Raw genomic sequence first — 19464 nt, 5'->3', positions numbered from 1 at the left:
CCCTCCGATGTCCTTCCTCTACATCCTCGGCGCGATCCTCCTCATCGTGGTGGGGGTCATCGCCCTTGTCCGCGCCAAGGCGTCTCCCTCCCCAGGCGCCGTCCGGACCGCCGGAGTCCTCATGGTCGTCGCCGCGCTCGCGCAGTTCGCGAACTCGGTGGTCTCCTTCGCCACCGCGGCCATGAGACTGCCCTTCGAGGCGCTCATCACGGTCAACGGGCTGGCGAACCTCGTCGTGGAGCTCCTGTACGGGCTCACGGTCACCGGAGCGCTGGTCGTGCTCGCCGTGGCGCTGGTCCGTTCGAAGCCCGCCGATGCCCGCGCCGCCGGTCCGGCCGCCCCGGGCCACCCGGCCGGTCACGCGTTCGCACCGCCCGCGCCCGGCCAGCCGTACGGGTACGGGCAGGCCTACCCGGCGCCGCCCGAGCACGACCGCCCCGGGCACGGGTACGCCCACCCCGGCGGCGGGGCCGCCGGACACACGGGCCCGGAGGGCCACCAGCCACCGGCCGGTGAACCCGGGGGCGGCACCGGCTGGAGTCCGGGCAACAGCGGAGGCTTCGGCGGTGGACCGGGCCCCTACTCCGACGGCGGGGGAGGCTCCTCCTCCGGTGACGGCGGTGGCGGTGGCGGCGGGGACTGATCTCCGGCGGACCGGCCCCCGTGCGGACCCGCTCCCAACGGTCTGCCCGGGCAGGCTGTCCCGGGCGGACCGCACCCCGGACGGACCGGCCCGCACAGCGGCACGGCCAGTACGGCCAGTACACGCGACCGACACGAAGCGACCGGCCCGACCTCGAATGGGGTCAGGCCGGTCGCGTGTAGACCAGCGAGTAGCGCCAGAACAGCAGCCGCCGCAGACGTGCGCCGGGCAGCACCTCACCGGCCTCCGCCGCGATCTCGCGCAGACCCATCCGCGGGTCGCGCACCGGCATCTCGGCGGTGGGACCCACGCTGTGCAGGTTCGGCGTGCCGGTGAGGGCGCGGCCCAGCCGCAGGCCGAGCCCGACCGCCCACTGCGGGCCCAACGCGGCCAGACCGGCCGCGACGTCGGCGGCGTCCCTCTCGGCGTACAGGCCGAGGACGGCCAGCGTGCCGCCGGGGGCGAGGGCGGCGGCCATCCGTTCGAGCGAGGGCCCGAACGGCATGTGGTGGATGCTGGCGATCGAGCTGACGAACCCGTACCCCCCGGGACGCGGCTCCGTCTGCGCCAGCGCGGCCACGCGGTAGTCGACCGGCAGCCGGGCGGGCGTGCGTTCACGGGCCGAGGAGATCATCCGCGGTTCGGGGTCGATCGCGTCGACGGCGATCCCGCGGGAGGCCAGGGACCTGGCGAACCTACCGCCGCCGCACCCGACGTCGAGCGCCCGGGTGCAGTGCGGGGGCACGTGGCGGAGGAGGTGTTCGTGGTAGTGGCTGTTGTGGTCCCAGGAGATGTCCACGGGACTCGGGGGAAGGACTGGACTCATGCGCCCGGAGGCTATCCGGCCTGGCGCTTGGCCTCCAGTGCCTCCATGGCGGCGACGGCGGTGGCCACGGTCTGGTGGACCGGGACCTGGCGGTGCAGGCCGACCAGGCGGACGACCTTGGTGACGCGTTCGTTCAGAGCGGCCAGCGCCAGCGAGCCGCCCAGTTCGCGGACGGTCCTGTAGGCGTTGATGATGACGTTCAGACCGCTGGAGTCCATGAAGTCCAGACCGGACAGGTCCAGGATCAGCCAAGGACCGTGGTCCTCGACGGCGGACTGGATGTGTTCCTGGAGGTCGGCGGCGGTCGCGATGTCGAGTTCTCCCTCGATCGCGACGATGACGCTGCGGCTCTCCACCCGCGTGCTCAGCCCAAGCCTGTGCACGTTCACTCCTCCCGGCCCCACGTTGAGATGGTGAGGGGTCCCTTCGCTTAACCATACGCAGACCGGCGGACCACGCCCACCCGGACCGGCGCCACTCCCACAGAGCCGGTCCGACGTCAGGGGGGAGCGTATGGTACGTCCGCGAGCCTGGTAAGTCGTTGGACACACACGGTATAAGCGAACCGCCCGTTCGGGAATGGCATACCGGAAGAAATTTTCGCCTCCTGGGCACGAACTCGGCGGTGAGCGCCCGTTATCTACCGTTGTCACAGGGACATTTCATGACATGGGATGCTCCATGGACACCCGGGAAACGCTGCACGGCGGCGCCGCCGTCACCGGACGTTCACCCGACCGACCGGACCCGCGTCCCGGCCGGGGAGGCGGACCGCGCTCCGCACCGCGCCCCGCCCCCGCACCGCCACCGCGTTCACCCGCCGGACGGACCCGGATCCCGGGAAGGCTCCGCATCGTGCTCCGGCGCAGCGCCGCCTCCGGATTCACCTGTCGGGTCCGCTCCCCGCACCGCGCCGCCCACGCGTTCACCCTCCGGACGGGACCCGCGGTCCCGGGTGAAGGAGTCCAGCAGCGTGCGCGCGGCGAGGGTCGCCGTGGTCTCCCCCGACCGCACCCGCTCCTCCGTCCCCGGCAGGAGCGAGGCCACCCGGGGATCGCGCAGGAACGCGTCCATGAGCTGGTCGCGGACCTGGTCCCACATCCAGCTGACCCCCTGGCGGCTGCGGCGCTCGGCCAGCGCGCCGTCACGCTCCAGCACCGCGCGGTGCCGGGTCACGGCGTCCCACACCTCGTCGAGCCCGTCGCCGGTCAGGCCGCTGCACGTGAGCACCGGCGGACGCCAGTCGGGGTGCACCGGCTGGAGCAGCCGCAGCGCCCGCGACAGCTCGCGGGCCGCCCTGCGCGCGTCGTCGGCGTGCGGCCCGTCGGCCTTGTTGACCGCGACCACGTCCACCAGCTCCAGCACGCCCTTCTTGATGCCCTGGAGCTGGTCCCCCGTGCGGGCGAGCGTGAGGAAGCAGAAGCAGTCCACCATGGCGGCGACCGCGACCTCGGACTGGCCGACGCCCACCGTCTCCACCAGGACCACGTCGAACCCGGCCGCCTCCATGAGCAGCATGGTCTCCCGCGTGGCCCGGGCGACACCGCCCAGGGTCCCCGCCGTGGGTGAGGGCCGGATGAACGCGTTGGGGTCCACCGCCAGGTGTTCCATCCGGGTCTTGTCGCCCAGGATGCTGCCGCCGGTGCGCGTGGAGGAGGGGTCCACGGCCAGCACCGCCACCCGGTGCCCGGCCTTGGTCAGCCGGGTGCCCAGCGCGTCGACGAACGTGGACTTGCCGACGCCGGGGACCCCGGTGACGCCCACCCTGCGGGCCCCGCCGGTGTGCGGCAGCAGCCGCACGAGCAGCTCCTGCGCGGCGCGCGCGTGGTCCGGACGGCGGGACTCCACGAGGGTGATCGCCCGTGCGAGGGTGGGCCGGTGCCCGGCCAGGACCCCCTCGGCGAGGGCGTCCACGTCCACCTGACGGCGCCGCCCCGAACGCCGCGCGCCCGGCACGGAACCCTGCTCCGCCACGCCTGCCTCCCTCTTCCCTGTCCCGGCGCCGCCTCCCGGCCCGGCCCGTCTTCGCTCTGCCGGGCCCTCGCCCGCAGCGTGTTCCCTCCGGCGGGCCCTCGGCCACCGCGTCCGCACACGCCGCGTCCCGGTCCGCGGCGTTCCCGCGCGGGCGCGCCCCGCCCGACAGGTGCCCGCGCCGCCGGGGCGGCCGACACGACGGTCGGCGCCCCTCGCGCCCTCCGCTACCCCAGCCGTTCGTCCAGCTGGTCGAGCAGGTCGACGGCGGCCTCGGCGATGACCGTCCCCGGCGGGAAGATCGCCGACGCGCCCGCCTCCCGCAGCGGCGCGAAGTCCGCCGGGGGGATGACCCCGCCCACCACGATCATGATGTCCCCCCGGTCCAGCCGGGCCAGCTCCTCGCGCAGCGCGGGCACCAGGGTCAGGTGCCCCGCGGCCAGGGAGGACACCCCGACCACGTGCACGTCGGCCTCCACGGCCTGCGCGGCGACCTCCGCCGGGGTCTGGAACAGCGGGCCGACGTCCACGTCGAAGCCCAGGTCGGCGAAGGCGGTCGCGATGACCTTCTGGCCCCGGTCGTGGCCGTCCTGGCCCATCTTGGCGACCAGGATGCGGGGGCGGCGGCCCTCGTCCTCGGTGAACTCCTCCACCCGGCGGGTCACGCGCTCCATGAGGTCGGCCGCGTCGGCGCTGCCCGCCGCCTCGTCCCTGTACACACCCTGAATCGTACGGATCTGCCCGGAGTGGCGGCCGAAGACCCTCTCCATGGCGTCGGAGATCTCGCCCACGGTGGCCTTGGCTCGGGCCGCGTCGACCGCCGCCGCCAGGAGGTTGCCGGTCAGGGCCTCGTCCGCCCGGGACTCGCCCCCGGCGGCCGCGGTGAGCGCGTCGAGCGCGGCGCGCACCCGGTCCTCGTCGCGCTCCTCGCGCAGGCGGCGCAGCTTCTCCAGCTGCTGGGCGCGCACCCGGGAGTTGTCGACCTTGAGGACCTCGATCTCGTCCGCGCCGTCGGGGCGGTACTTGTTGACGCCGATCACCGGCTGGCGGCCCGAGTCGATGCGCGCCTGGGTGCGGGCGGCGGCCTCCTCGATGCGCATCTTGGGCAGCCCGGCGTCGATCGCGGCGGCCATACCGCCCGCCTTCTCGACCTCCCGGATGTGCTCCCAGGCCCTGGCCGCCAGCTCCTGGGTGAGGCGCTCCACGTAGTAGCTGCCGCCCCAGGGGTCCACGACGCGGGTGGTGCCCGACTCCTGCTGGAGCAGCAGCTGGGTGTTGCGGGCGATGCGCGCGGAGAAGTCGGTGGGCAGGGCCAGCGCCTCGTCCAGGGCGTTGGTGTGCAGCGACTGGGTGTGGCCCTGGGTGGCGGCCATCGCCTCCACGCACGTGCGGGCCACGTTGTTGAACACGTCCTGGGCGGTGAGCGACCACCCCGAGGTCTGGGAGTGGGTGCGCAGGCTCAGCGACTTGTCCCCGGTCGCGCCCAGGTCCCTGACCAGGCGCGCCCAGAGCAGGCGGGCGGCGCGGAGCTTGGCGACCTCCATGAAGAAGTTCATGCCGATCGCCCAGAAGAACGACAGGCGCGGCGCGAACACGTCCACGTCCAGCCCGGAGCGCTGCCCGGCGCGGATGTACTCCACGCCGTCGGCCAGGGTGTAGGCCAGCTCCAGGTCGGCCGTGGCCCCGGCCTCCTGCATGTGGTAGCCGGAGATGGAGATGGAGTTGAAGCGCGGCATCCGCTGCGAGGTGTAGGCGAAGATGTCGGAGATGATCCGCATCGACGGCTTCGGCGGGTAGATGTAGGTGTTGCGGACCATGAACTCCTTGAGGATGTCGTTCTGGATGGTCCCCGACAGCTTCTCCGGCGGGACGCCCTGCTCCTCGGCGGCCACGATGTAGAGCGCCAGGACCGGCAGCACCGCGCCGTTCATGGTCATGGACACGCTCATCCTGTCCAGCGGGATCCCGTCGAACAGCTGGCGCATGTCGTAGATGGAGTCGATGGCCACGCCCGCCATGCCGACGTCGCCCGCCACCCGGGGGTGGTCGGAGTCGTAGCCGCGGTGGGTGGCCAGGTCGAAGGCGACCGACAGGCCCTTCTGCCCGGCGGCCAGATTGCGCCGGTAGAAGGCGTTGGACTCCTCGGCGGTGGAGAACCCGGCGTACTGGCGGATGGTCCACGGCTGGTTGACGTACATGGTCGGATAGGGCCCGCGCAGGTAGGGCGGTATGCCGGGCAGTCCGTCCACGAAGTCCAGGCCCGCGCGGTCGGCGGGGGTGTACAGCGGCTTGACGCCGATGCCCTCGGGGGTCTCCCACTCCAGGGCGTCGGCGGCCTTGCCGGTCCCGGCCTCCAGCGCTGTGTGCCAGGCGGCGTGTCCGGAGGCGGTGTCGCCCTGGAAGGCGGGGAGCCGCGGCGGGACGTCGGAGAAGTCGGGGATCATGCGTGCGCCCCCTCGGCAGTGGCGGACGGTGCCGGCGGGTCGGCGAGCAGGACGTCGACCAGGTCGGTGAGGAGGGCGACGGCGTCGCACCCCCGGTGGGCGAAGGCGTCGACCCCGGCCTCGCGGTAGGAGTCGTCGGGCGCGCCCGCGAGCAGGATCCGGAGGGCCCCCGCGCGCCTGAGCGCCCGCGCGGCGTCCTCGGCCTGCTCGGCGTAGACCGCGTCGGAGGAGCAGAGCACCGCGACGCGGCTGCCCGAGGCGGCGAAGGCCTCCGCGACGGCGGCGGCGCCGTCGAGCGGGCCGGGTTCGTGTGAGGCGACGCCGCCCGCGGCGAGCAGGTTGGCCGCGAAGGACGCGCGGGCCGTGTGCGCGGCGACCGGTCCCAGCGTGGCCAGGAAGGCGGTGGGCCGCCGTCCGGTGTCGCCCGCGCGGGCGTCGCTGCGGTCGCGCAGGGCCTCGTAGTCCTCGGCGTAGCGGCGCACCGGGAAGCCGCCGGGGACCGGGGCCGGCGGCCGCGAGGGGTCGGCGGGCCGCACCAGCGGGACCTCGTCGGCGTTGGGGAACTCGCTGACGCCGGTGAGCGGGGAGCGCCGGTGGGCGAGGTCGAGGCGGCGGCGCGTCCACACCGCGTCCACGCGCTCGCGCAGCAGGCCGTGCTCGACGGCCTCCGCGGCTCCGCCCGCGGCCTCCAGTTCCCGGAAGAACGCCCAGCCCGCCCGGTACAGGTCGCGGGTGAGCGCCTCGACGTAGAAGGAGCCCCCGGCGGGGTCGATGACCCGCGCCAGGTGGGACTCCTCGATGAGCAGGGACTGGGTGTTGCGGGCGATGCGGCGGGCGAAGTCGTCGGGCAGGCCCACCGCGGAGTCGAAGGGGGCGGCGGTGACCGCGTCGGCTCCCCCGACCCCGGCGGCGAAGCAGGCCACGGTCGTGCGCAGCATGTTCACGTGGGGGTCGCGCCGAGTCGTCATCGCCTCGGAGGCGGCGGCGTGCAGGCGCATGGCGCGCTGGTCGGCGGGCACCCCGCTGGCGTCGAGGACCTGGTCCCACATGGCGCGGACGGCGCGCAGCTTGGCGATGACGCCGAACTGGTCGGCGTTCGCGGCCAGGCGGAACTCGATGCGCCGCGCGGCGTCGGGCAGGTCCATCCCGGCGGCGTGCAGGGCGCGCAGGTAGGCGGTCCCCGCGGCTATGGCGAAGCCGAGTTCCTGGGCGTCGGAGCCGCCCGCGTTGTGCACGAGGCGGCCGTCGGCCACGAGCAGCCCCAGGCCGGGGCGCCCGCGGGCCAGCTCCGCGGCCAGGCGTGCGGGGTCCATGACGTCGGGTCGCCCGCCCGCCAGGGCCGCGGTGCCGAGGGGGTCGATGCCCAGGTGGGAGATGATCCGGCCGTCGGGGACGCCCGCGTCGGCGTGGGCGTCGAGCAGCGCGGTGGCGGCGTCGGCGTGGTCGGCTCCGGCGTCCAGGACCACGGGCGCGAGGTCGAGGTAGACGTCGCTGAGGGCCTGGCCGAGCGCGGAGACGGGCAGGCCTGCGCCGCCGACGGCGATCCACAGCGAGCTGACGCCGTTCATGAGGTCGGCGTGCAGGCGCCGCCGCAGGACGGCCGGGTCGGCGTCGGTGTGGCGGGCGCGGATGTCCCAGCCCTCGGGGACCGACCCGCCGGGCCGGTGGCCCCGGGTGAAGGGGGGCAGTCCCGGGAAGCCGGGGTCGGCGGCCGGGGGGTCGGATGTGTAGAGGGGCTCGATGTCGAACCCGTCGTAGGTGTGCGTGGCCAGTACCGACTCGGGTGTGTCGGTGAGCCGGTCCTCGGGGACACCGCTCTTGCGCAGCACCCCCGCCACGAGTTCGCGCCACCGCTGGTGTGTGGCGGCGGGGAACCCGTCGGCCGGGTTGGGGGCGCCGGATCCGGCGGCCCCGCTCTCAGGGACGTCCATATAGTGGATGGTAGAGAATCGCGTTCGGTCGCGCCGCCCCGGGGTGTGGGGCACGGCACACCGCGTGTCGGACCGACCCCGACCGCGTGCGGCGGAGACGCCGGCCCCGGGGCGGAGGCCGCGCCGGAGGTCGACACGACGGGCTTCACCTGCGGCGGGGCGCCCACCGGGAACGGGCGGGGCCCGAGCACCGACGAGTCGCCGATGCCGCCCGAGCCCGCCCCGGGCGCGCCCCGGCACGAACCGCTCGCCCGCCGTGCCCTGGCGGAGGCCACCGAGAGGACGTGGACGGCGGACCCCTATCCAGCCTCCGAGTGGGTGCAGCGGTCCACCGGGGCCCGGGAACGCGGCGCACGCGCACGGCCGCGAGGGGGCGCGCGCTTCCGTGCCTGCTCACAGCGGGGACGGAGGTCTCGGGGGTCTCCGACGCCTCAGGAGTCCCGCACTTCACCGAAGTGTCACCACACGCCTTCTTTCAGTGAAGTGGAACACACTCCTGGTATTCGGTGAACCGACGGAGGGTGACGGGAGTCGGATTGGCGGGCCACCCCATGCGTTTCATGGTCCACGGCATCCCCCCAACCCCCATCAAGGATGAAAAGGACAGAGATGCCCTTCTTCCCCCCTCACGGCCGCTTCGCCCTTACCCCGGCGGTCTCCCTCTCGCTCGTGTTCGCCCTGTCCGCCTGTGGCGGCGGGGAGGACACCGCGGAGGCCTCGGCGCCCTCGGAAGAGGCCGTCGAGGAGACCACCGCCGCAGAGGGCACTCCGCCGGAGGCGTTGTCCCAGGAGGAGCTCGCCGAGCTCCTCGTCGAAGCCCCCGTTCCCGTCTCCAGACCACAGGCGGACGAGTCCGCCCTGCCAGCCGAGCCGGAGTCCTCCGCGTCGGTGTCCGAGCGGGCGGCCTGGGCCCTGCTGACGGAGGTGACCCGCAAGGCCTCCCGCGTCGATCCGGGCGCCGCCGCCGCGTGTCCCGAGCAGATGACGGAACCCGTCGAACCGGGCCTGAGCTGCACCCTCACCTACGGCGGCCTGGACATGCAGTTCCCGGTCCTGTCCGGGGACGGCGGCGCCGCCTTCCGGTTCGAGTACCCGGAGCTGCCCACCGTGCGCGAGGTCGTCGAGGAGACCATCCGCTTCGACCACGGCGTAGAGGCGGTGTACTGCGACATGGACGACGTCGTGGCCGTCGAGCCGGGCGCTGAGCGGGCCCCCTACCTCTGCTACGCCCGGGACGGAGGGCTCGCTGGGTCGGACTCCCCGGAGGACACGGTCTCCCCCTACGAGGTCTTCGTGCTCATCGGGGGGACCCTGGCCACCTACCAGTACCTGGACGCGGAGTAGCGGCCGGGCCCGTCAGGGGGAGGACGAGGTGCCCTTCACCCCCAGCCATGTGGCGGCGGTCCTGCCCCTGGCGCGCACCGGGCTGCCGCCCGCGGCCCTGGTCGTCGGGTCGGTGGCGCCGGACCTGCCGTACTACCTGCCGCTGCCCGTGGCCGCGGCGACCACGCACGGCCCCGCGGGGCTGTGGCTGGACGTGCTGCTCGGCGGCGCCGTGCTGGCGCTGTACGCGTACGTGCTCCGGCCGCCGCTGCACGCGCTGGCCGGAGGGTCCACGGCACCGCGTGTCCGGGCTCCCCGGTCGGCGCGGGGGGCGACGCGGGCCGCCGCGCTGACCTCCGCGGCGCTGGCGGTGGGCTCGGTCACGCACATGGCCTGGGACTCCTTCACCCAGACGGGCGGGGCCCTGGTGCGGGCCTGGCCGCTGCTGAGCACCCCGGTGGCGGGCCCGCACCTGCTCTACAACGTGCTGATGTACGCGAGTTCGGCGGGCGGCCTGGCCGTCCTGGCCTGGTGGGTGCACCGCGAGCGCGCCCGCCGCGCGGGCACCGGGAGCGCGGGCCGGGAGGCGGGTGAGCGCTCCGGGCCCGTCCCCGGTGGCCGCGTGCGCGTCCTGGCCCTGTCCGCCCTCGCCGTGTGCGCGGTGGCGGGCGCCGTGGCGGGCGGTCTGTCCGACCGCGCGCAGGTGAGCGGCTACGACCTCGTGCGGTGCCTGCTCGTCGGGGCGGTCACCGGCGGCGGGCTGGGCCTGGCCGCGTGGACGGCGGTCTGGTGGTCGCGGCGGCCACTGCGCCGCACGGCGCGCTGACACAGCGCCCTCGCGGTGGCCGTCCGGACGGCCACCGCGAGGGCGCGCACCGCGGTTCCTCAGGCCCCGCCCCCTCGGGCGCGGGCCGCCCCGGCGCCGGTCAGGTCCGGACCGAACGCCGCGTGCACCTCCTCGGCGGTGAGGCCGTAGTACTCCGGGCTGTACCGGTGGCCGCCCGGGTTCGTGCGCCGGTCCGCTCGCGTGTAGGCGAGCGTGCGCGCCCGGGTGTCGGCGTCGAATTCCTCGCCGAGGCTGCTCCACACGCGTTCGGCCGCCCCGAGCGGGTCGGACGTCAGCTCGCCGTAGGGCAGGTCCAGGAAGCGCTCCGGGCCGTGCTCGCGGCGCACGCGGCGGGCCCGCTCGGCGCCCGCCGCCCAGATCCCCAGCCACTCGCGGCCGATCCGGTGCGGGTCCACGTCGCTGTTGTGGATGTGCATCGAGGCCTCGGTCAGGCTGGCCCACGACGCCATGGCCCGTACCGGGTCGCGGTCGGTCATGACGACCACCGCGTCGGGGAAGACGTTGAGCAGGGCGTCGAGGTTGAACAGGTGCAGGGGCGACTTGAGCACCCAGCGCCGCGCGGGACGCTTCCACTGCAACGCCTGGAGCTGCTGCTTGAGGTAGGCGTAGTCGGGGGTGGCGTCGCGCCCCTCGACCCAGGCGCGGTAGTCCGGGGAGGCGGCGCGGACGTGGAAGAACATCCCGTGCGGCAGGAGGAAGACGCACTCCTCGGGTTCGAGCGGGTGCATGGGGTGGATGGTCTGGAACCCCGGTCCCATGGCGTCCATGCCCCGGACCAGCCTCCGCGCCAGCGCGAGGCGCTCGCGCCTGCTCACGGTGCGCTCGCCGGGCCTGCCCGTGTCGGGGACCGGGCTCAGCATCTCCCACAGCCGCGGGGCGCGGGCCCGGACGTGCTGGGCCAGGAGCCCGTGGCCGAACGTCGTGCCCGTCCTGGGCAGTCCGGTGATGAACACCGGCCGCTCGACGGGCTGGGCCGCGACCTCCGGGTTGGCGTCGAGCAGGTGGAGCATGCGCAGGCGCGTCTCCAGCCGCCGCCGGACCTCGCCCCGCAGGCCGATCCGGCCGACGGGGGTGACGCCGGGCACCGCCTGCCAGGCGTCGTGGAGCACGCGCATGTCCGAGAGGAAGGGTTCGTCGGAGGGCCAGGGGAGACCGCTGCTGGCGGAGGCCTCCGCCAGCATGGCGTCGAAGGCGCCCTCGGCGGCCCCCAGGCTCTGGTCGAAGGGTTTGAGCAGGGTGTTGACCGGGTTCATCCACCACGGGTGGTGCACGTTCACAAGCGCCCTCTCTTGTTGTTTCAGCCGCAGTTGGTGCCGTTGCGCAGGACCCACTCGTCGCCGACCACGCCGCCCCAGTCCACGCAGTGGCCGGCGGCGTCGGCGTAGACCGGGCCCGCGTACTCCGTCCAGTCGCCCGGGTCGGTGTCCCAGGACGTGGAGTCGCTGCGTTTGAGGGCCGCGTCCATGTTGACGGCGCTGCCCGGGTCGGTCCGCACCACGACGACGCAGTTGCGGCCGTTGGAGTTGTTGTAGGTGAGGAAGACGGTGCCTCCGTTGACGGAGGCCTCGTTGACCACCCCGTATCCGCTCCCGCACTGGCCCCCGTAGGAGGCGGCGGTGGCGGGCACGGGGGTGGCCACCGCAACGGTCAGGGCCAGGCCCGCCACGGCGGCGGCCCCGCGTACGAGGGTCTTCGGCATGTCTCTCCCGTCGTTTCGAGTTCCGGCCCCTACCACGGCGGGGTGCCCGTACCGCTGGTGCTGTGCCGCTCCACCAGGCGGGTGATGGTGACGGTGCCGTCGGCGCCGGTGGTGTAGGTGACCTCGGCGGTGATGGTGCGGCTGCCCTGGTTGACGTAGCCGGTCAGGGCCGAGGGGCTGGAGGGGACCGAACCGGCGCCGCCGTCGCCCACCGATCCGCCCTGGCTCTGGCAGAAGCTCCACGCGCACACCACGGTGGCGCCGTCGAGCACGGCGTACTGTCCCGAGCCGCCGGAGGGCTGGAAGGCCACGACGTGCTCGCCCGGCGGGCGTGTTCCGCCCGCGCCCACCCCGGCGCCCACGGTGGCCGTCGTGGTGGTGGAACCGCCGCCGGAGCCCTCCTCGTCCTCCTCGCTCTCGGAGGCCTCCTCGGAGGGTTCCCCGGAAGGGTCGTCGGAGGGCGAGGCGCTCTCCTGCGGCTCCTGGCCCACCGGCCCCGGGCGCCGCCGTTCCTCCGCGGTCTGCTGCGCTTCGGCCGCGTCGGCCGACTCGTCCCCGAACCAGGCGGCCATGGGCAGGGAGTCCCAGTTGCCGACCAGGGCCACACCGCCGAATCCCAGCCCCGCGAGCAGGACCAGGGTGCCCAGGGCGGCGCCGACCAGGGCCAGCACCCTGCCGGAGCCGCCGGAGCTCCGGTCGGGGGCCACCGCGAACTCGCGCTCGGGGGCGGCCTGCACTCCCTGCCAGGTGTGGTCGACCACGGCGGCCATGACGCCGCCCGCCGCCGCGGCGGACTCCACGGGGGCGTAGGAGCGCCCCGGGTTGCCCGCGGCGACCACCCCGCTGACCAGCTCCAGCGCCGTCGGCCGCTCGGACGCCTCCTTGCTGAGCGCACGGGCGGCCAGGTCGGCGAGGGGTCCGCTGAAGCCCTCCGTGTCCGGTTCGCCGCTGATCACCCGGTGGGCGACGGCGGCCGGGTCGCCGGTGCCGAAGGGCGGGCGCCCGGTCGCCGCGTAGGAGACCAGCGCACCCCAGGCGAAGATGTCGTCGGCGGTGCTGGCGGGCGCGCCCCGGTAGTGGTCCGGGCTGATCCAGCCGGGTGAGCCCAGCACGGACCCGGTGCGGGTCAGCGCGGTCTGGTCGATCGCGCGGGCCACGCCGAAGTCCAGGACGCGGGGGCCCTCCGGGGACAGCACGATGTTGGCGGGTTTGAGGTCGCGGTGGGCGATGCCGACCTCGTGGATCTGGGCGAGCGCCTCGGCCACCCCGGCGGCCAGGCCGAGCAGGAGCTGTTCGCCGAGCGGGCCGTTCTTGCGCATGTAGGCGCTGAGCGTCATGCCCCGCACCAGCGGGGTGACCAGCCAAGGCCGTTCGGCCTCGGTGTCGGCGGCCAGCAGCGGCACGGCGCAGGCGCCGCCCACCCGGCGCAGGAGTTCCACCTCGCGGGCGAAGCGTGCCCGGAACTCCGGGTCGGCGGAGTACTCGGGGTGGATGAGCTTGACCGCGACCAGGGCACCGCCTTGGTCACGGGCCGCGTACACGACGCCCATGCCTCCGGAGCCCAGGCGCCTGAGCGGCCGGTAGGGGCCGATGCGCGCGGGGTCGGTGGAGGTCAGTTCGGTCGCGGTCGCGGGGAGAGTGACGGCTGAGGGGTGCGTACTCACTGCTGTCTGCTCACAGGTCTCGTTCGGGACGGGGTGGGGGGCACGGGGTCCTCCGCCGGAGGGGGGAAGGGGAGGAAAGGGGCACACTCATGAATATCACCGGTTCCGGTCCGGCCGCCCCGGGCGGGGCGTCACGGCATCGGCACCCTCACCTGTTGGATACGGCCGTCGCCCAGGTGCAGGTAGGCGGTGCCGGGGGTGAGACGGGGACTGGACACGCCCTTGGGCAGGCGCATGCCCAGCACCTCGCCGTCGCTCTGGGCCTGCGGCGAGAGCAGGGCCCCCACGCGGTTGCGCTTGAGGTGGACGTGCCACCCGTTGAAGCCGCCCTGGAGGGCCTCGTTGGTTCCCGCCGCGACGATGCCCCACCCGGCGCCGACCATGCCGCGGGCGATACGGGTGAACTCCTTGCCGAGGTCGCTCTGGAGGAGGAGTTCGGCGTCGTCGATCATCACCACGGCGGTCTCGCCCTGGAACCGGCCCAGCGCCTCGTGCAGTTGCGACAGCTTCGGCTCGGCCGCGTCCAGGACCCCCTGGACCCCCGGCTGGTGGCGCAGGTCCGCCAGTCGCGAGGAGCGCGGGGTGACCAGCAGGAGTTCGGTGCCGGCCTCCAGCAGCGACCTGGCCATCGTGGCGAGCATGCTGGAGCGTCCGGACTGGGGCGGCCCGCTCACCAGGAACGTCGGGACGCGCGACAGGTCGGCGCTGACCGCGGTCAGCTCGTTGCCTCCCACGCCCAGCAGCGCGTGCAGCGGACGCGGGGCCCCGGAGCGGTACCGGGCCGTGTCGGCGTAGGTGAGCCGGTCGGGCAGGACGTCCACCCGGAACGGGCGCGGCCCGGGTTCCTCCTGGGGCCTCCGGGACACGAAGTCGGCGATACGGGCCAGTTCGGCGCCCTGCACCGAGCCCTGCGGGTCGCGGTTGAGCAGGGCGAGCTGGACCTCCATGGCGTCCCCGGCGCGGAAGGCCCTGCCGTCGGGGATCTCCTCGGGCAGCGAGCGGGCGTTGAGCCCCGCGGCGCTGTAGTCGCCGTTGTCGTTGCAGCGCAGCACCAGCAGCTCCTCGGTGGTGGAGGAGTACTTGGTGCGGGTCAGGAGGCGGTCGCCGGTGGCCACCACGTGCACGCCCACGCCCGCCCCGTCGCGCATGAGGGTGGTGACGCCCTCCACCAGGGCGCCGTAGTTGTACTCGCCGAAGGTCTGCTCGAAGGCGTCCACGCGGTCGATGAACAGCACCACGTGGGCGGGGCGCTCGTCCGGCGCCAGCTTGGCGCGCAGCTCCTCCAGGTCGGCGCAGCCGTGCGCGGCGAGCAGCTTCTGGCGCCGGTCCAGCTCCTCGCCGAGCATGCCCAGCAGGCGCACGACCCGCTCCCCCTGCGTGCGCTGGGCCACGGCGCCGCAGTGCGGGAGCCGTTCCATCGGCAGCAGGGCGCCGTTGCCGCAGTCCAGGCCGTACATGTGCACGTCGCCGGGGTGGTGGGCCAGGGCGAGGGAGGCGGAGATGGTGCGCAGCGCCTGGGACCGGCCGGTGCGGCCCGAGCCCATGATGTGCAGGTGTCCCGTCCTGCCCAGGTCGAACACGTACGGGAACTGGCGCTGCTGGGCGGGCACGTCGACCAGCCCCACCGGAGCGGGCTGGACCCGGCCGTGCACGGCCTGCGGGGAACGGCCCCGCAGCAGTTCGGACAGGGTGAGCGCGGTGGGCAGCGCGGGCAGCCACGGGCTGGGCTGGCGGCGGGCGCCTGACCGCTCGGCGGCCTCCTTGACCGCGGCGACCAGGACGGTCAGGTCGGTGACCTCCACGTCGCCGGTGTCGGCGGGGCCCTGGACGGCCGCGGGCGCGGGCAGTGCGAGGTCCGACCACTTCACGGCGTGCGCGACCGGGTCGGAGGCGTTGGCCGCGGCCACGACCCTGCGCCCGCCCACCCGGCCGGACTGGAAGGGCAGCAGGGAGGCGTGCCCCAGGCGCGCGTAGGCGCGCCCGGGGGTGTCGATGCCGATGTGCGCGGACTCGGCGGCGTCGATGACGTCCCGGCTCTCGGCCTCGTCGGTCATCCGCAGGGCGATGCGCAGGTTGGTGTTGGCGCGGATGTCGTTGGTGACCACGCCGCCGGGGCGCTGTGTGGCCAGTACCAGGTGGATGCCCAGGGAGCGTCCCCGCTGGGCGATGTTGACCAGGCCCTTGACGAAGTCGGGCAGCTCGCGGGCCATGGAGGCGAACTCGTCGATGACCAGCATCAGGCGGGGCATCTGCGGCATGCGCGGGTCGCGGTCCAGCAGTTCCAGGTAGTCCTCGATGTCCTTGGCCCCGGCCTTGGCGAGGATGTGCTCGCGCCGGTGCAGTTCCGCGCCCAGCGACACCAGGGCCCGGCTCACCAGGTGGGTGTCCAGGTCGGTGACCATGCCGACGGTGTGCGGTAGTTCCACGCAGTCCTTGAACGCGCTGCCGCCCTTGTAGTCGATCAGCACGAACGACATGGACTCGGGGCGGTTGACCGCCGCCAGGGAGGCCACGAGGGTCTGGAGCAGTTCGGACTTGCCCGAACCGGTGGTGCCGGCGATGAGGGCGTGCGGGCCGTCCCGGCGCACGTCCACCGAGAACGGGCCGTCCAGACCCGTGCCGAGCGTGGCGACGGTGCTGCGCCCCCCGGAGGCCCAGTGGGCGGCGATGGCCTCGCCGTCGGGCGGTTCCAGGCCGATGACGTCGAGCAGGCGGGCGCTGCGCGGCAGCGAGCCGCCGCCCTCGCCGACGCTGCTGTCGCGCATGGGCGCCAGGGCGCGGCCCAGCCGTTCGGCCCAGGCCGCGGAGGGCACGTCGGCGCGCACGTCCTCGACGTTGTCGAAGGAGGTGCGGCGCAGGCGCATGCCGTGCGGGGTCGAGCTGACCACGGCCTGGCACTCCTCGGGGAGCAGGCGCTCGTCGGCGTCCAGGCACAGGACGTAGATTCCGGCCTCGGGGCCCTCGCGCAGCAGCTGGACCACGCCGGGCAGCGAGCGGATGCGCCGGGCCCCGTCGAGCACCACCACGACCGCGGGCTGGTCGGCGAGGTCGCGCCGGGCCTGCTGGCGGGCCTCCAGGAGCATGAGCAGCTCCGACACCCGGCGGGCGCAGGTGGTGGCGTCGATGCCGATCCGGCCGAGCGAGAGCTGGGGGCGGTCGCCGCGCAGGTGGGGCAGGTAACGGGTCCAGCGCCAGCGGTTGTGGTCGCCCTCCATGGACAGCAGGTACAGGTGCAGTTCGGCGGGGCTGTGCAGGGCGGCGAGCTGGGCGACCAGCCAGCGCTCCAGGGCCTCGGCCCCCTCGCCGCGCCCGGCCACGCCCACGACCCCGTTGTCCTTGACCGACACGCTCACCGGGACGTCGCGCATGTCCCAGGTGACGTCGCGGCGGTGCTCGTCCTTGGTGGGGTCGCTCAGGACCACCTGGGAGGGGATGCTGCCGGTGCCCACGCGCAGCTGGGTGAAGTCCTCGTCGATCTGGCGGCGCTCCCACAGCCGCGCGCGCGGGCCGGTGGCCAGCAGCAGCACGGCGGCGGGGTCGGGGCAGGTGTCGCGGAGCTTGCGCTGTTCGGCGACGAGGGCGTCGCGCGCGTCGCGGGTGACGCGTTCCTTCTTCTCCTCGTACTCGGTGAGCTGCTTGTCGTAGCGCGCCTTGGTGGTGCGCCGCTGCATGATCTGCATGAACAGCACCGAGACGGGGGCGAGCAGGCCGATGAGCAGGTACTGGGGGCGGCCCATGATGAGCGCGCTGCCGACCGCCATGGTGATCGGGATGAGGATCATCATGATCAGCTGGGTGATCGGGCGGTCCGGCGGTTCGGGCGGGGTGGGCAGCTTGAACCTGGTCTTCGTGGGTGCCGGGTGCAGGCGGGGCGGGCGGTTGTAGTCCAGCCCGGTGCCGTCGTCGGAGGCGACCACGGAGGCGTCGGGGCGGTGGTTGGGCCACACCTCGAAGAGGGTGCCGCCCAGGGTGAGCTGCTCGCCCTGCGGCCAGACGGTGTCCGGGCCGACCTCGTCGCCCTCCAGGGAGCAGCCCCGGCCCCCGCTCGTGCCCAGGATGGTGGCGGTCCCGTCCGGGGCGACCCGGATCCGCGCCCAGTAGCCCTCGGTTTCCACGGCGAGCACGGCGACCTCGTCGTCGCCGACGACGTAGTCGCCGGGGTCGAGGCGGACCACGCGCCCGGCATCGGGGCCCGAGACCACGCGGACCTCGACCACGCCGGGAGGCTCGCCCTTGACCGGGGCGGGACCGCCCACGCCGACGAGGGAGCCGTCCAGGAAGCCCGCGTCGGCCAGGGAGGCGGACGGGTCCACGGGCCGGTCGCCCAGGTACAGCGGCACGTCCTGGCCGGGCGCGCGGGGCAGGGTGCGCACCATCGGATCGACGGCCTCGGCGAGCTGGCGCACCGTGGCGCTGGGGTCGGCGTCGACGAGGACGTCCAGGCGCAGCGCGGAGGACGCCACGGGGCCGCCGCCGTCGGGGCCGTCCGCGGCCGGACCGGTGGCTGGGGTCGCTGTGAAGAGGAGGCGCACGGTGGGACTGCTTCCGGGTTCGTCGTCGGGTCGTGGCGGGGACGGCGCGAAGGCGCCGCCCCGCCTTCCGGGTGGTGCCGGGGTCTTCCCCGGGATCAGCCCCTGAGGCCCTCGCCCAGCTTGTCGTCGGTCTCGCTGAAGGTCTCGCCGACGGTCTTGATGTACTTGCCGATGCCTTCGAGGCCCTTGTTCACACCCTCGAAGCCGGTGTTGAACTCCTCGAAGAACGGGCGGAAGTGCTTCTCGGCGGCCGGGGTGCTGTAGCCGTCCGAGATGAGGCCGTCGACCTTGCTCTTGATGCCTTCCAGGCGCTCGGTGAACTCGTTGAACTCCTGGATGAGGGAGGACGAGGTCTCCTCGGTCTTGTCGCTGTCGACGTTGTACACGGGCATGTGTGCCTCCTGCTGGTCTGGTCGGGTGGGTCCTGTCGCTCGTGCCCGGTCGGCGCGGTCGTGGCGGGGGCCTGGACCGCTTCCGCGAGCACCATTGTGGTGGATACGTCATCCCGCGTGGTGGTTCGCCCCGTTCACCACCGGTCCCGGTCCCCTCAGGTGGTCCGCTCGACCTCGCGGAACCGGAACCGCGCGCTCGCGGTGACGGCGTCGAAGAGGTCCAGGACCTCCTCGACCTGCTGGGAGTTGGGGCTGGTGCAGCTGACCATGACGCGCCTGTCGAGCCCGGGGAGCTCGAAGGCGGTGTGCATGACCACCGACCGGACGACGGCGTCCTCCAGGTCGTGGTCGGCGATGCCGAAGACGCGACCGCACGTCCCCGCGCCGGACTCGGGAAGGTCGACCACGTCCTTGCGCAGCCAGGTGCCCTCGCGCGCGGTGGCGGTGTCCGGGTAGACGTGCTCGATCATCCGGATCGGGTCCATGGCGTGCGCCCCCCTCCCCGCCGGGAAGGCGAACACGCAGACGGTCGCCATGAAGAAGCCGTCGTCGTACTCCTCGAAGACACCCGCCGCCGCCAGCAGGCCCGCTCCGACCACGTCGCTCGTCACCTGGGCGATGTCACCGAACATGTCGTTGAGGGCGTCCAGCTCCTCGGGCCTGTTCCCGTGCATCTCGACGGCCTGGGCGCGCAGCCGGGCGAGGGCGTCCCCGCTGAGGTCGTACTGCGTCCACGTCTCGGGGACGGCGATGTCGAACAGGATGTCGACCTCGGGTACGTCCTCTTCGAACTGGTAGGGCATGGAGGTGCCTCTCCTCTGCTGCCTCGGGGTCAGACGGCGACCTGGTTGGGCGGGGGAGCGGGCTTGTCGCCCTCCGTCAGGCTCGCGCCCAGCTTCTCGTCGGCCTCCCGGAAGCTGTCGATGACCGGGGTGATCGCCTGGAGCAGGGCGCCCAGGTCCTCGGCCTGGCGCTCGTAGTTCTTCTTGCAGTCCTCGCCGTAGTCCTTGGCCTTGTCCACGAGGTCGCCGGGGCCGATGTCCTCGGACCTGTCCTCGGGGCTCTCGACGTTCTCGCCCGCGAAGGCGTTCTGGATGCGCCACAGGGAGCGCTCCATCTCCTCCAGGGCGCCGATGTCGATCCTCACGACACGTGCCATGCGTACTCCCTTCCTCGGTGTGTGCGGTCCGGG

Annotated in this window: 15 protein-coding genes; 3 read left to right on the top strand and 12 right to left on the bottom strand. The window is 73.9% G+C overall.

Annotated features, from left to right (window positions below; translation table 11 throughout):
• Positions 1–7 precede the first annotated feature (7 nt).
• Positions 8–643 (top strand): hypothetical protein, encoded by a 636-nt coding sequence (locus PV789_RS02060; protein WP_274975911.1) that lies wholly within the window; start codon positions 8–10, stop codon positions 641–643.
• Between the two features lie 163 nt (positions 644–806).
• On the opposite strand, the gene PV789_RS02055 is transcribed toward PV789_RS02060, so the two are convergent.
• The 5 genes from PV789_RS02055 to PV789_RS02035 form a co-directional block, all read right to left on the bottom strand.
• The gene (locus PV789_RS02055) at positions 807–1442 is read right to left on the bottom strand and encodes a class I SAM-dependent methyltransferase (protein ID WP_274978021.1); all 636 of its coding nucleotides are present in this window, start codon (positions 1440–1442) and stop codon (positions 807–809) included.
• 38 nt (positions 1443–1480) lie between these two features.
• Positions 1481–1852 carry an STAS domain-containing protein gene (locus PV789_RS02050; protein WP_061079278.1) on the bottom strand — a complete coding sequence of 124 codons (372 nt, stop codon included), beginning with the start codon at positions 1850–1852 and terminating at the stop codon, positions 1481–1483.
• Positions 1853–2282: 430 nt separating this feature from the next.
• Positions 2283–3443, bottom strand: a complete 1161-nt coding sequence (meaB, locus tag PV789_RS02045) for a methylmalonyl Co-A mutase-associated GTPase MeaB (RefSeq protein WP_274975910.1) — start codon at positions 3441–3443, stop codon at positions 2283–2285.
• A 224-nt stretch (positions 3444–3667) separates the two neighbouring features.
• A complete protein-coding gene (scpA, locus tag PV789_RS02040) occupies positions 3668–5884 on the bottom strand; it encodes a methylmalonyl-CoA mutase (protein ID WP_274975909.1) in 2217 nt (738 codons plus the stop codon).
• Entirely contained in the window at positions 5881–7815 is a 1935-nt protein-coding gene (locus PV789_RS02035; protein WP_274975908.1) for a methylmalonyl-CoA mutase family protein, read from the bottom strand. The genes scpA and PV789_RS02035 overlap by 4 nt, the downstream gene beginning before the upstream one ends.
• A 609-nt stretch (positions 7816–8424) precedes the next feature.
• Between PV789_RS02035 and PV789_RS02030 the strand changes: the two genes are divergently transcribed.
• Together PV789_RS02030 and PV789_RS02025 are read left to right on the top strand one after the other, a co-directional pair.
• Positions 8425–9159: a hypothetical protein gene (locus PV789_RS02030; RefSeq protein WP_274975907.1), complete on the top strand. Its 735-nt coding sequence runs from the start codon at positions 8425–8427 to the stop codon at positions 9157–9159.
• A gap of 28 nt (positions 9160–9187) precedes the next feature.
• Positions 9188–9964 (top strand): DUF4184 family protein, encoded by a 777-nt coding sequence (locus PV789_RS02025; RefSeq protein ID WP_274975906.1) that lies wholly within the window; start codon positions 9188–9190, stop codon positions 9962–9964.
• Between the two features lie 59 nt (positions 9965–10023).
• Here the strand turns inward: PV789_RS02025 and PV789_RS02020 are convergent, their stop codons facing one another.
• The 7 genes from PV789_RS02020 to PV789_RS01990 all read right to left on the bottom strand — a co-directional run bounded on the left by PV789_RS02020 (position 10024) and on the right by PV789_RS01990 (position 19431).
• Entirely contained in the window at positions 10024–11262 is a 1239-nt protein-coding gene (locus tag PV789_RS02020) for a sulfotransferase family protein (RefSeq protein WP_274975905.1), read from the bottom strand.
• A 20-nt stretch (positions 11263–11282) separates the two neighbouring features.
• Positions 11283–11684 carry a spore-associated protein A gene (locus PV789_RS02015; RefSeq protein WP_274975904.1) on the bottom strand — a complete coding sequence of 134 codons (402 nt, stop codon included), beginning with the start codon at positions 11682–11684 and terminating at the stop codon, positions 11283–11285.
• 29 nt (positions 11685–11713) lie between these two features.
• Complete coding sequence (locus tag PV789_RS02010) at positions 11714–13348, bottom strand: serine/threonine-protein kinase (RefSeq protein ID WP_274975903.1); 1635 nt, start codon at positions 13346–13348, stop codon at positions 11714–11716.
• Positions 13349–13479: 131 nt separating this feature from the next.
• On the bottom strand, positions 13480–17880 hold the full coding sequence (locus tag PV789_RS02005; RefSeq protein ID WP_274975902.1) for an FtsK/SpoIIIE domain-containing protein: 4401 nt from the start codon (positions 17878–17880) through the stop codon (positions 13480–13482).
• Positions 17881–17975: 95 nt separating this feature from the next.
• A complete protein-coding gene (locus PV789_RS02000; RefSeq protein WP_017563317.1) occupies positions 17976–18272 on the bottom strand; it encodes a WXG100 family type VII secretion target in 297 nt (98 codons plus the stop codon).
• A 155-nt stretch (positions 18273–18427) separates the two neighbouring features.
• Positions 18428–19075 (bottom strand): hypothetical protein, encoded by a 648-nt coding sequence (locus PV789_RS01995; protein ID WP_274975901.1) that lies wholly within the window; start codon positions 19073–19075, stop codon positions 18428–18430.
• A gap of 29 nt (positions 19076–19104) precedes the next feature.
• The gene (locus PV789_RS01990; RefSeq protein ID WP_274975900.1) at positions 19105–19431 is read right to left on the bottom strand and encodes a hypothetical protein; all 327 of its coding nucleotides are present in this window, start codon (positions 19429–19431) and stop codon (positions 19105–19107) included.
• Positions 19432–19464: the final 33 nt, after the last annotated feature.

The organism is Nocardiopsis camelliae (genome assembly GCF_028993595.1).
GTDB lineage: Bacteria > Actinomycetota > Actinomycetes > Streptosporangiales > Streptosporangiaceae > Nocardiopsis > Nocardiopsis dassonvillei.
Note: the sequence above shows the minus strand (reverse complement) of the source record. Positions and strands in the feature narration are given on the sequence as shown.